This is a genomic window from Rhodopseudomonas palustris (genome assembly GCF_003226555.1).
GTDB classification, from domain to species: Bacteria; Pseudomonadota; Alphaproteobacteria; order Rhizobiales; family Xanthobacteraceae; genus Rhodopseudomonas; species Rhodopseudomonas palustris_I.
The window spans coordinates 885,949-898,312 of the sequence record NZ_QKQS01000023.1; the positions used below are offsets into that span (position 1 = coordinate 885,949).

The 12,364-nt window shown below is 65.1% G+C and carries 11 protein-coding genes; 4 read left to right on the plus strand and 7 right to left on the minus strand.

What is annotated here, in order from left to right; translation table 11 throughout:
* Positions 1 to 92: 92 nt before the first annotated feature.
* Both DNX69_RS16645 and aceK read right to left on the minus strand, forming a co-directional pair.
* On the minus strand, positions 93 to 836 hold the full coding sequence (locus DNX69_RS16645) for a sulfate transporter family protein (protein ID WP_110787057.1): 744 nt from the start codon (positions 834 to 836) through the stop codon (positions 93 to 95).
* 90 nt (positions 837 to 926) lie between these two features.
* Positions 927 to 2,759, minus strand: a complete 1,833-nt coding sequence (gene aceK, locus DNX69_RS16650) for a bifunctional isocitrate dehydrogenase kinase/phosphatase (RefSeq protein WP_110787058.1) — start codon at positions 2,757 to 2,759, stop codon at positions 927 to 929.
* Positions 2,760 to 3,149: 390 nt separating this feature from the next.
* Here aceK and DNX69_RS16655 point away from each other — a divergent pair, with 390 nt between their 5' ends.
* The 3 genes from DNX69_RS16655 to DNX69_RS16665 are packed head-to-tail and all read left to right on the plus strand — an operon-like array spanning position 3,150 to position 5,563.
* Entirely contained in the window at positions 3,150 to 4,322 is a 1,173-nt protein-coding gene (locus DNX69_RS16655) for a DNA cytosine methyltransferase (RefSeq protein WP_110787059.1), read from the plus strand.
* Positions 4,319 to 4,738: a very short patch repair endonuclease gene (locus tag DNX69_RS16660; protein ID WP_110787060.1), complete on the plus strand. Its 420-nt coding sequence runs from the start codon at positions 4,319 to 4,321 to the stop codon at positions 4,736 to 4,738. The genes DNX69_RS16655 and DNX69_RS16660 overlap by 4 nt, the downstream gene beginning before the upstream one ends.
* A 3-nt stretch (positions 4,739 to 4,741) precedes the next feature.
* Positions 4,742 to 5,563 carry a hypothetical protein gene (locus DNX69_RS16665; protein WP_110787061.1) on the plus strand — a complete coding sequence of 274 codons (822 nt, stop codon included), beginning with the start codon at positions 4,742 to 4,744 and terminating at the stop codon, positions 5,561 to 5,563.
* A 6-nt stretch (positions 5,564 to 5,569) separates the two neighbouring features.
* On the opposite strand, the gene lepA is transcribed toward DNX69_RS16665, so the two are convergent.
* On the minus strand, positions 5,570 to 7,381 hold the full coding sequence (gene lepA / locus DNX69_RS16670; RefSeq protein WP_110787062.1) for a translation elongation factor 4: 1,812 nt from the start codon (positions 7,379 to 7,381) through the stop codon (positions 5,570 to 5,572).
* Positions 7,382 to 7,525: 144 nt separating this feature from the next.
* Between lepA and DNX69_RS16675 the strand changes: the two genes are divergently transcribed.
* On the plus strand, positions 7,526 to 9,061 hold the full coding sequence (locus DNX69_RS16675) for a glycosyltransferase family 39 protein (RefSeq protein ID WP_110787063.1): 1,536 nt from the start codon (positions 7,526 to 7,528) through the stop codon (positions 9,059 to 9,061).
* Between the two features lie 18 nt (positions 9,062 to 9,079).
* Here DNX69_RS16675 and DNX69_RS16680 read toward each other — a convergent pair whose 3' ends face one another.
* The 4 genes from DNX69_RS16680 to DNX69_RS16695 all read right to left on the minus strand — a co-directional run bounded on the left by DNX69_RS16680 (position 9,080) and on the right by DNX69_RS16695 (position 12,265).
* Positions 9,080 to 9,412 (minus strand): HPr family phosphocarrier protein, encoded by a 333-nt coding sequence (locus tag DNX69_RS16680; RefSeq protein WP_110787064.1) that lies wholly within the window; start codon positions 9,410 to 9,412, stop codon positions 9,080 to 9,082.
* Positions 9,409 to 9,810 carry a PTS sugar transporter subunit IIA gene (locus DNX69_RS16685; protein WP_011155923.1) on the minus strand — a complete coding sequence of 134 codons (402 nt, stop codon included), beginning with the start codon at positions 9,808 to 9,810 and terminating at the stop codon, positions 9,409 to 9,411. Before DNX69_RS16685 ends, DNX69_RS16680 begins: the two co-directional genes overlap by 4 nt.
* 188 nt (positions 9,811 to 9,998) lie before the next feature.
* On the minus strand, positions 9,999 to 10,466 hold the full coding sequence (locus tag DNX69_RS16690; protein ID WP_110787065.1) for an HPr kinase/phosphorylase: 468 nt from the start codon (positions 10,464 to 10,466) through the stop codon (positions 9,999 to 10,001).
* Entirely contained in the window at positions 10,463 to 12,265 is a 1,803-nt protein-coding gene (locus tag DNX69_RS16695; RefSeq protein WP_110787066.1) for a sensor histidine kinase, read from the minus strand. Before DNX69_RS16695 ends, DNX69_RS16690 begins: the two co-directional genes overlap by 4 nt.
* Positions 12,266 to 12,364 lie beyond the last annotated feature (99 nt).

Sequence of the window (12,364 nt, forward strand, 5' to 3'; positions counted from 1 at the left end):
CGGCGGCGCGGTGCAAGAGGTGTCGTCCGCGGTTCGCCGCAAGCTCGGGAACGCGCCACGCAGCGAATAAGGCCGACGCGTCTGCGCGCAGCTCAGCGCAGCATGCTGCGTCGGTCCGGCGCCAGCACTTCCGGCCGCGATCCGGACAGCCGCTTGTGCAGATGCACCATGAAGGCCATGCCGAACAGCGGCGTCGCCAGATTGACGATCGGGATCGACACGAAGGCGGCGATGATCAGACCGCCGATGAACACCGTGGTGGCGTTATCGCGCCGCATCGCCTTGGCTTCCGGCGCGGGCCGGAAGCGCATCGCGGCGAGCTCGAAATATTCCCGGCCGAGCAGCCAGGCGGTGGCGACGAAGAACACGATCGCGCCGGCACCGGCGACGAACAGGAACGGCAGCGCCACCAGATACACCAGGATGGTCAGCAGCGCGGTCTTCACCGTTTCCCAGGTGGCAAGCCCGATCGGCAGCGCGACACCGGGCTCCTCATGCGGGTAATATTCGCGTTCGACGTGCCCGGCGGCATCGTCGACAAAAATGCCGGCGACCAGCGAGGTGACCGCCGGCATCAGGAACACCGCGCCGACCACGATACCGAGCCCGGCAGCGATCGAGATGACCCAGGACAGAATGTTCAGCGGGGTGTGGAATCCGCCGAGCGTGGCTTCGGCCCAGAGTTCGCTGGAGCTCGCCAGCCAGCTCAGCAGTCGCTGCAATCCGATTGCTGCCACGGCGATCAACGCCAGCGCGAAGCCGACTGAGCGCCACAGGATCGAGCGCATCGGCGGCGACAGAATCTGGGTCAGCGCCTTGATGGCGGCATCGAGCATGGCGGCGTCCTCGTCCCGGAAAAACAGCCTCGAACAGGTAGAGACCGCGCCGATGTTCGGCAAGGGCCGGGACGGCCTCGGCGCGCGCGCTTACCGCCGCAGCCGCCGCGACGCCGGATAATTCATCACCTTCGGCACTTTGCCGTCGCGCAGCGCGCGCTGCATGCCTTCCCAATAGTCGGCCTGCATCAATTCGGGATGCGCGTCGCAGAAGGCGCGTCGCAGGCCAGGGTCGTCGATCCTCAGTCCCTCCAGCATCTCCGGCGGCCGGAACACCATGCCATTGTCGAACTCGCCGGGAACGGCGCCGTCGCGGCGCACGGTGACCGCGGTCAGCGGCTCCACCGCGTCGTAGTCGAACAGATACACTTTGCGGATGCGGCTGACGCCGTAATTGCGGCCGTCGAGATCCTTGTTGAAGATGTCGGCCGCGGCATTGTTCTTGATGCAGTCGCCGAGATTGACCACCGCGGCGCGGGCTTCGGCCGCGGAGGCGTTGGCCAGATACAGCGGCAGCGGCGTCAGCTTGATCTGGACGATCAGATGCCGAAACACCAACGCGCCGCGATCCAGCGTCACTGTGCCGATCCCGGCTTCCAGCAGTTCGTCGAGCAGCTCCGGTGCGAACATCGCGCGGTCGAGCTTGACGTTCGAGTAGATGATGTTGTCGAGCATCGAGCCGGCGCGGTCGATCTCGTGCACCAGATTGTATTTGCGCAGCACCTCGTCGAGGCCGTCGAAATAATCGAACTTGTAGTCGTCGGTCGGGTGGTCGCGGATGATCTTCAGCACATAGGCCGACGACGGCATCGTGAAGGCGATCGCCACCGTGCCCTTGAAACCCGGCGCGGTAACGAGCTTCTCCTTGGTCTTGCGATGCTCGGCCAGGATCTCGGTCATCACCGCGACCTTGCCGAGGTGATGGAAGCCGATGCAGGAATATTGCGTGCCGAGCGGTCGCTTCGGCATCAATTCGTACAGCAGCCGGGCGAGCTCGTGATAGCGCGGATTGGTGGCGTGGTAGTTCGCCAGCGTCGATGAGAACGCATATTGCAGCTCGTCGCTGTCGGTCAGCACCGCATCGACGACCAGCCCGTCCTTCTCGTTCAGCAGCGCGATCAGCAGCGGCAGGCTGCGCATCGGCATGTCGCCGCGATCGCGCAATTTGATCCGGCCGACCAGGCAGGCGCCGCGATTGCGGAAGAAGCCGGAGTCGGCGATCTCGATTTTCACCGGCTCGCCCGGCCGCGGGCCGAGCGGCTCCAGTGCCGTCTCGATCGCCTGCGCGGCGAGGGCCGCGTCGCCTGCGCGGTCGCGCCACGGCGCCGCGAAGCCGGCATCGCCGAGAATCTGCGCGATCACCTCTGCGCCGATCGGCAGCGTGGTGGTGGTCGTCTTCAGCACCGCGGCGGGCGAAGTGATGCGCCGCGTGGTCGTGCCGGTGTCGTAGGACACCGGCCGCCATTCGTCGCTGACCAGCTTGCGGCGCAGCGACTGCCAGAACGCAAACGCGAAATCGGCCTCGTAGCGGCCTTCGATTGCCGCGAGCAGTTCGGCCTCGGCGGCGGGCCAGAGTTGTTCGTCGGTGGTCAGTTCCGGTAGCCCGGCTTTGAGCAGCGGCACGAGCTGGTCGATGCAGGCGGTGTACAGCCCGATCCGGATCTTCGACAGCCGCACCGTCACCGGCCAGTCGCGTGCCTCGAACGCCGCCTGTGCCAGCGCCGGAATCCGCCGCGACACCGCGTAGTAATTGTCGAACGCCGACAGCACCACACGCGCCAGCAACCGTGCCTGATCGTCCGGATCGTCGGTGCGATACAGTGCGTCGAGCAGGTCGAAATCCGGCTCGGCGATCCGCGTGGCGTGCTCGATCTCCGCGGCGCCGAGCGGCCGGGCGCGGATGTGGGGCGGGGAGGCGGTCATAGCATCGGGTCAGCGCATCTAATAGGTTCACCCCTCCGGCCGCCCGTCAGCGCCGACCTCTCGGCCGGCCGCAGGAAGAACCGCCGGAGCGATCCGACCATCATGGGAGGCTTTGGCCCTCGAAAGCGTGATCTGACGCAAACCACCCCCCGCCGAAAGGCGGATGCGACAATCTGCCGGGGCTACACGTCTCCTACAGCGGCAACGAGCGTGGTTCGGCGATCGATGCGGACAGTGTCGGGGTCCTGGCCCCGCAGGATGTTTCTCGGATGTACCCCCGTTTTGGTTCTCTGCATCAGCCGTCTCGGACGAGCGAAAAGCAGCAGCGCGTGCTCCGAAACAGAACTTGCCAAATGCGAACGATTCGGGAACATTGCGGGCGAGGGCATCATGAAAATTGCAGGACTCTTTGCCGGCGTTGGGGGGCTGGAGCTCGGATTGCATCGGGCCGGCCATGAGACCCTTGTGCTTTCAGAGATATGGGATCCCGCCGCTGCGGTGCTGGAGCGCCGCTTCGCAGGCGTACCAAATGCCGGCGACGTTGCGGACCTTCGTTCGCTGCCGACGGGCATAGAACTGCTAACGGCTGGATTCCCCTGCCAAGACCTCAGTCAGGCGGGAAAGACGGCGGGCATCAAGGGACGGAAGTCCGGTCTGGTCAGTCACGTCTTCCGGCTGATCGACCGCAGCCGGCCGAAATGGGTGCTGCTGGAAAACGTCTCCTTCATGTTGCGCCTCGATGCCGGCAGCGCCATGACCCGCTTGGTCACCGAATTCGAACAGCGCGGTTATCGCTGGGCCTATCGCGTGGTGAATTCGCTGAGCTTCTTGCCGCATCGCCGCGCGCGAGTGTTCTTCTTGGCGAGCCTCGAAGGCGATCCTGCCGATGTCCTTTTGGTCGACGACGCGGAGCCGGCGGAGCTGCAGACCAATCTGCAGAGCCACGCCCACGGCTTCTATTGGACCGAGGGAACGCGCGGGTTGGGATGGGGACCGGATTGCGTGCCGACCCTCAAGAACGGGTCCACGATCGGTATCCCTTCGCCGCCGGCGATTTTGCTGACGAACGGCGAGATCGTCACGCCCGACATTCGCGACGCCGAGCGGCTCCAGGGTTTGCCTGCGGATTGGACGAAGCCCGCGGAACAGGTCGCGCGCGCATCTTTCCGGTGGTCACTGGTCGGAAACGCCGTGAGCACGCCGGTCGCCGCGTGGATCGGAAAGCGTCTGGTCAAACCCGGAACTTACAATCCGTCACGCGACGGCGCTGACGTGGTGAAGGGGAACTGGCCGAAAGCTGCGCGGTCCGACGGAAAAGTTCGGCGCGCGGTGTCGATCTCCGAGTTTCCGAAATGGGCCAAACGCGACCGCCTCGAAGACTTTCTGCGCCACGAGCCCAATCTGTTGTCGGCACGTGCGACGGCAGGGTTTCTGTCGCGGATCGAGAAGAGCAGCCTGCGGTTCGTACCGGGCTTCAAGGACAAGGTTCGCAATCATCTCGAGCACGTTCGCGCCATCGACTCGTTCGTCGAACCGAGCCGCCTGCTCGTCGCCGCGGAATGACATCGCTGGGTTACGAGAAGCCCACGGACCCGGCTCGCTCCGCATTGATGCGGCGCGTCCGTCAGACAGGTACCAAGGCGGAAGACGAGGTAGCGGCGATCCTCCGTCAATCGGGTTTGCGCTTTCGCCGCAACGTCAAGTCCCTGCCGGGCTCACCCGATTTCGCCAACAAGACCCACCATTGGGCGATATTCGTCAACGGCTGTTTCTGGCATCGTCATCAGGGATGCGGTCGAACGACCACGCCGACCCGTAATCGGGATTTCTGGTTGGCGAAGTTCGCGGCGAACGTAAAGCGGGACAAGATCAAGACGTGCTTGCTGCGGGCACTGGGGTTCAGAGTAGTGACGATCTGGGAATGCGAAGTTCGCATGCCGACCAAAGTGCGACGTCGGCTGAAAGCGCTGATGAGGTAGCCGATGGCGAAAGCCAAGACACCCACAAGGCGGTTCACGACGGACAAGACCGACGTATCGGAGAATTCGATTCGTCGGGAGCTCGATTGGGCCGGTGATCGCAGCGTCGTCGAGAAAGGCTCTGCTACCGACAAGAAAAACTACGCAGAAAGCCTTTCGCGCGCTCTGTCGCAACGGTTTGCGGACGCCCTTCGAAAATCGTTCGACGGAATCTTGCCGAACCCGGACGGTCTCGGTCAAGAATCCAAAGCACGAACCGGCAAAGGTCTGAAGAAGCTCGACGTGAATTACTCGACGGTCGAGCTCGGGTTGGGACTCGGAGTCTCGATCAAGACGATCAATTTTCGCGACGCCAAGACCAAACGCTATACGAAGAATTACACGCGGGTCGACAACGAGCTGAGGGCCGAAGCTGCAGACTACCATGAGCGGCAGCCGTATTCGGTGCTGTGTGCGGTCATCTTTGTTCCGCTCGATGCCTGTGATGACGGGGGTAGTGCGCCGTCGAGCTTCGGACAGGCGATCCAAACCTTCCGCTATCGGGCCGGTCGCGAGAAGCCGGTCGACGATACGACTCTCTTCGAGAGGATATTGATCGGGCTTTATGATGCCGAGCCAGCGAGCTTTGGCGTTACCGGGTTCTTCGATGTGATGGACGCGCCGCCTCGCACCGGACGTCCTTCGTCCCTGATGACCTTCGAACAAGCGATCAGCACAATTGTCGAAGCCTACGATGCGCGGAACAAGTCAGCATTCAAATGGGCCGAGGGCGACACGGAGATTCTCGCTGCGCCTGAGCGCCAAGAGGATGACGAGGAGATCTAGGTCCCCTCAACTATCCACCTTCAACGCCGCAATGAACGCCTCTTGCGGAATGTCCACCTTGCCGAACTGCCGCATCTTCTTCTTGCCCTCCTTCTGCTTCTCCAGAAGTTTGCGCTTTCGGGTGATGTCGCCGCCGTAGCATTTGGCGGTGACGTCCTTGCGCAGGGCGCGGACGGTTTCGCGGGCGATCACCTTGCCGCCGATCGCCGCCTGGATCGGGATCTGGAACATGTGCGGCGGAATCAGCTCTTTCATCTTCTCGACCATGGCGCGGCCACGGCCTTCGGCGCGCGTGCGGTGCACCAGCATCGACAGCGCGTCGACCGGCTCGGCGTTGACCAGGATCTGCATCTTGACGAGATCGGCCGGCTTGTAGTCGGTGAGGTGATAGTCGAACGAGGCGTAGCCCTTCGATACGCTCTTGAGCCGGTCGTAGAAGTCGAACACCACCTCGTTGAGCGGCAGATCGTACTTCACCATCGCGCGGGCGCCGACGTAGGTCAGCTCCTTCTGATTGCCGCGGCGGTCCTGGCACAGCTTGAGCACGCTGCCGAGATATTCGTCGGGCGTCAGGATCGTGGCTTCGATCCAAGGCTCCTGGATTTCGGCGATCTTGACCACGTCCGGCATGTCGACCGGATTGTGGATCTCCATCTCGGTGCCGTCGGTGAGCTTCATCTTGTAGATCACGCTCGGCGCGGTCGCGATCAGGTCGAGATCGAACTCGCGGCTGAGCCGCTCCTGGATGATCTCGAGATGCAGCAGGCCGAGGAAGCCGCAGCGGAAGCCGAAGCCGAGCGCCGCGGAGGTCTCCATCTCGAACGAGAAGCTGGCGTCGTTCAGCCGCAGCTTGCCCATCGCGGCGCGCAGCGTTTCGAAATCGTCGGCATCGACCGGGAACAGGCCGCAAAACACCACCGGAATCGCCGGCTTGAAGCCCGGCAGCATGTCGGTGATCGGTTTCTTGTCGTCGGTGATGGTGTCGCCGACCCTTGTGTCGGCGACTTCCTTGATGGCCGCGGTGATGAAGCCGACTTCGCCGGGGCCGAGCTCGTCGACATTGACCATCTTGGGGGTGAAGAAGCCGACCCGCTCGACGTCGTAGGCGGCGCCGGTGCCCATCATCCGGATGCGCTGGCCCTTCTTGAGCACGCCGTCGACCACGCGCACCAGCACCACGACGCCGAGATAGACGTCGTACCAGGAATCGACCAGCAGCGCCTTCAGCGTGGCGTCGCGGTCGCCCTTCGGCGGCGGCAGCCGGGTGACGATCGCCTCCAGCACGTCGGGCACGCCGAGGCCGGTCTTGGCCGAGATCATCACCGCGTCGGAGGCGTCGAGCCCGATCACGTCCTCGATCTGCTGCTTGATCTTCTCCGGCTCGGCGGCCGGCAAGTCGACCTTGTTGAGCACCGGCACGATCTCGTGGCCGGCGTCGAGCGCGTGATAGACGTTGGCGAGCGTCTGCGCCTCGACGCCCTGGCTGGCGTCGACCACCAGCAGCGAGCCCTCGCAGGCCGCCAGCGACCGCGACACTTCGTAGGCGAAGTCGACGTGGCCGGGGGTGTCCATCAGGTTGAAGATGTAATCCTTGCCGTCCTTGGCATGGTATTTCAGGCGCACGGTCTGCGCCTTGATGGTGATGCCGCGCTCGCGCTCGATGTCCATCGAATCGAGCACCTGCTCCTTGCCGGCCATTTCACGGTCGGACATGCCGCCGGTGATCTGAATCAGCCGGTCGGCGAGCGTCGACTTTCCATGGTCGATATGGGCGACGATGGAAAAGTTGCGGATGTTATCGATGGGGACGGTGGTCATGGCCGCGAGATAGCACCCGGACTCCGGCCCGGCAAGGCGAACGGAAGCCGCAAGCTCCCGAAAAACCGCTGGTTTTGCCGCGCTTGACGCGGCTGGCGGAAGCGGATGATGTCCGGCCCCGCACGCCTCCAGCCCAGGGCCCGGATGTCTCCTCCTTCTCCTCCCCGCCGCGCCTTCGCCCCTTTGACGCGCTGGCTCGATGCCTTGCTCGATCCCAAGCGGCAGGAGCTTACCGTCGTCTGGACGTTGCTCGCCTATATGGCGATCTGGACCGCGTACCGGATCATCGCCACCTGGCCGCGCGATCTGCACGCCGACGAGACCGAGCTGTATGGCTGGTCGCGGCATCTGGCGCTCGGCACCGACAAGCACCCGCCGTTCTCGGCCTGGGTGGCGCGGGCCTGGTTCACGCTGGTTCCGGCGTCCGATCTGTCGGTGCATCTGCTGGCGACCGCCAATATCGCGCTGACGCTGTACATCGCCTGGCGGACGATGCGGCGCTACATGGACGCCGAGAAGTCGCTGTTCGGGCTGGCGCTGCTGACGCTGATCCCGTTCTTCAATTTCATCGCCCTGAAATACAACGCCAATGCGGTGCTGCTGCCGCTGTGGGCGCTGACCATTTATTGCTTCCTGCGCGCGCTGGAAAGTCGTGCGGCGCTGTGGGCGGGGCTCGCGGGGGCGTTCGCGGGCGCCTCGATGCTGGGGAAATACTGGTCGATCGTGCTGGTGGTGGCGCTCGGGCTCGCGGCGCTGATCGATCCGCGGCGCGGCCGGTTCTTCGCCTCACCGGCGCCGTGGCTGATGATCCTGTGTGGCGGGGTGGTGCTCGGGCCGCATGTCTGGTGGCTTGCCGCCCACGATTTTCCGACCTTCGCTTACGCTGCGGCGCATGAATCGGCCGGCTTGGCCGACAATTTGCGGGATACGCTGACCTATCTGCCCGGCACGCTGGCCTATGCGGCGGTGGCGCTGATCACCGCGGCGGTGGTGCTGCGGCCGTCGCGCGCGGCGCTGGCCGATATCGCATGGCCGGGCGATCCGCAGCGGCGCACCATTCTACTGATCCAGCTGTTGCTGCTGGGCGCGCCAATGCCGGTGGCGCTGGCGACCGGTATCCGCATCGTGCCGCTGTGGGCGATGCCGGCCTACACGCTGCTGCCGCTCGTGCTGCTGGCCTCGCCGCTGATCGCGGGCGGGCGCGACGCGGTGCGGCGCGGGCTGATCGTGGCGTCCGCGGTGTCGCTCGGCTCACTGGCGCTGTCGCCGGTGGTGGCGCTGGTGATCCACCTGAACGATCCGCCGGGGCCGTTCGAATATGCCTCGCTGCTCGCCGACCATGTCGACGGCGAATGGCGCCGGCACAGCGACGAGCCGGTCCCCTTGGTGGCCGGCGAAACCGTCCTGGCCGAAAACACCGCGTTCTATCTGCGCACCGATACGCTGGGCTTCGAAACCACCGACCTCGCGGTGCTGAAGCAGCGGGCGGCGCGCGGCGCGGTGCTGGTCTGTCCGGCGGAGGACAAGGGCTGCATCGCGACCGCCGAACAGATCGTCGCCGGTCAGCCGCAGATCCTGCGCGGCAAGGTGTGGCTCAGCCGACCGCTGTTCGGACAGCCGGGCGGGCGGGTCAGCGATGTGTTCTTCCTGGTGCTGCCGACAGCGACGAGCGCGAAATAGCGGGCGGGCAGCCGGCGGCTATTCCTCTTCGCCGAACTTCGAGCCCATCAGCTCGGTGAGCGCATCCAGCGCCTGGCGCGCTTCGGGGCCGCTGGCCGAGACGGTGACGGTGGTGCCGATCCCGGCCGCCAGCATCATCAGGCCCATGATCGAGGTGCCGCCGACGGTCTCGCCATTGCGGGTGACCCAAACCTCGGCGTTGAAGCGCTCGGCCATCTGCACGAACTTGGCCGAGGCCCGCGCATGCAGGCCGCGCTTGTTGATGACGGGGATCTCACGGGAGATCTTGTCGCCGGAAACGCCGGAGGCTTGGTCCGGTCCAGAACCTGGCTGAGGCGCGTCGACGGTCATTTACCGGCCAATACCCGACTGGCGATGGTGACGTATTTGCGTCCGGCCTCCTGGGCCAGCGCAATCGCCTCGGGCAGCGAGCGTTCTTCGCGGACCTTGGCGAGCTTCACCAGCATGGGCAAATTAATGCCCGCGAGCACTTCGACTTTCGGCCGGCTCATGCAGGAAATCGCCAGATTGGACGGCGTGCCCCCGAACATGTCGGTCAGGATCGCGACGCCTTCTCCGCTATCGACGCGGTTCACCGCCTCGATGATGTCACTGCGGCACAGATCGGCGTCGTCTTCGGCGCCAATCGTGACGGCTTCGATTTGTTGTTGTGGCCCCATCACGTGTTCCAGCGCTGCCTTGAACTCGTCGGCAAGGCGCCCATGGGTCACAAGTACCAGACCAATCATCGGAAACTCCTCGCGGGTGCCTTTGGTGCACCGCGCGAACCGGTCACTTTGACCATCCAGAGCCCCTATGCAAGAGGGGTCTTCGCGATTCTCCGTCGAAGGCAAGGCGCTGAGGAGCTGCGGCGGGGCCGTTCAGTGACGATTGTGTGGCTGATATAGTTACCAAATCGCTGCCAACCAACCTCCAATTAAGCATCCTCATCGGTGACGCAGGTTGTCGTCAGGGCGGCTACTACCAAGGGTAGTGGATCGTAGCCGGGTCCGATCGGGACCCGCGGCAATTGGACGCCGCCGATCTCGGTCCGGAGCGATGCCGTGTCCGGCATTCGCGCCGCATCCGACGCCGCGAGGTCGACCACCAGGCCGGCCACCGCGGCTGCGGTCGAGGCGATCTGCCGAAGCCCAAGGCCTCGAATCTCGATCATGCCCGCAAGCTCCGGCACTCGCCGAACCACCAGCCGTCCGTGGTCGGGTTCCATAAAGACACGGTCGTCGCCAATAAGTTCCGCCCGTGGGATCTGGCCGGCCCGGCCGGCCAGGATCAGCGCCCAAGCAAGCCGGGATTTGCCGGATCCGGAGGGGCCGCGAATCACCACCGCCAAGTCCCCGACCTTCACGGCCGAGGCGTGGACGGTGCGCGGCGCAGGCTCGGTCATGTCGCCGGCAGCCGGACGATGAAGCGGGCGCCGGCCACGGTCGGCTCACCATCCTTACCGCGCGGACCCGCGCGGTTCTCGGCCCAGATCTTGCCGCCATGGGCCTCGACGATCTGCTTGGAGATCGACAGCCCGAGGCCCGAATTCTGGCCGAAGCCCTGGTGCGGCCGGTCGGTGTAGAAGCGCTCGAAGATCTTCTCCAGCGCGTCGTCGCGGATGCCGGGGCCCTCGTCCTCGACGATGATCTCGATCTCGGTCTTGCGGCGACGGCACAGGATGCGGACTTTGCCGCCCTCGCGCGAGAACGACTGCGCGTTCGACAACAGATTGGAAATCACCTGGCCGAGCCGGGAGTCGTGGCCCGGCACCGTGAACTGATCGGCGGCCGGGCCGTCGAATTTGACCTCGACCAGCGCGTTGTGCCCGAGCCGGGTCTCGTTGGCGACCAGCGTCAGCGTCGTCAGCAGCCGTCGCAGATCGACCTGCGCGGCATCCTGGCGCTGCAATTCGGCGTCGAGCCGGCTGGCGTCGGAAATGTCCGAGATCAATCGGTCGAGCCTTTTGACGTCGTGTTCGATCACGCTCAGCAGTCGCGCCCGGCTGCTGTCGGTTTTGGCCAGCGGCAGCGTCTCGACCGCCGAGCGCAGCGACGTCAGCGGGTTCTTCAGCTCGTGCGACACGTCGGCGGCGAAGCGTTCGATCGCCTCGATCCGGTTGTACAGCGAGTCCGTCATGTCGCGCAGCGCGCCCGACAGGTGCCCGATCTCGTCGCGGCGCTTAGTGAAATCGGGGATTTCGACACGGGCGCGGATACGGCGACGGACCCGTTCGGCCGCGTCGGCGAGCCGCCGCACCGGGCCGGCGATGGTCGAGGCCAGCAGCACCGACAGCACGAACATCACCGCTGCGGCGAGGCCGAAGATCTTCAGGATTGCCAGCCGCTCGGCGGTGACCATCTGGTCGATGTCGTCGCCCTGGGTCGACAGCATCAGCGAGCCGTAGATCGCCCGGAAGCGCTGCACCGGCACCGACACCGAGACGATCACTTCGCCGCGATCGTTGATGCGCACCATGCTGCTCTTCTGGCCTTTGAGCGACTGCGCGACCTCCTGATAGCCGTTGCCGTTCTCCGGCCCGAGCTCCCGATACAGCGGCAGGTCGCCGCGATTGAGCCAGGTGCGGATCGCGATCATCGCCCGCTCGACGATGCCGGGCTTCTCTGCGGTGGGTGGCGGCAGCTCGAACCGCATCACGTCGCCGCGGCCGTACAGGCTGCGGCTGTCGAGGATCAGCACGCCGTCGCGGTCGTAGATCCGGGCGCGGGTCTTGGTCGGCGAGATCAGCCGCCGCAGCACCGGCGCGACCCGCTCCGGATTGATCGGGAAGTCCAGCACCGCATATTCGTCCGGCGGGCCATAGCTCTCGCCGGGCTTGAGATCGAGCAGCCGGTCCGGATCGATGGTGATGGTGTTGGTTTCGACCGTTGCCGAGGCTGCGATCGCGCCGGCGATGATTTCGGCCTGCACCAGCAGGCTCTGGGCGCGGGCGTCGATCAGGCCGGCGCGGAACTGCGACAGGTACAGAATGCTCGTCGACAGCGCGAGCAGGCCGGCGAGATTGAGCGACAGAATCCGCCGTGTCAGGCTGGAGAAACTGAGTGTGAAAAAGAACTGTCCGGTGCGGCGCACCCAATCGAACGGGCGCGGCCAACGGCGGCCGTGGGTCGCAGTCTGGTCGCGACCCGAGGACGCGTCCTCGTCGTCGCGGACATCTGGATCAGGCGAGGTGCGATCTAGCAATGGCCATCAGCCCGATGATTACCGACACGCGCTCGGCGCGCGTCGCGGAGTGTAACGCAATGCGGCGACATCGTCAGCCGCAGCGCCGGCGGCAAGCCG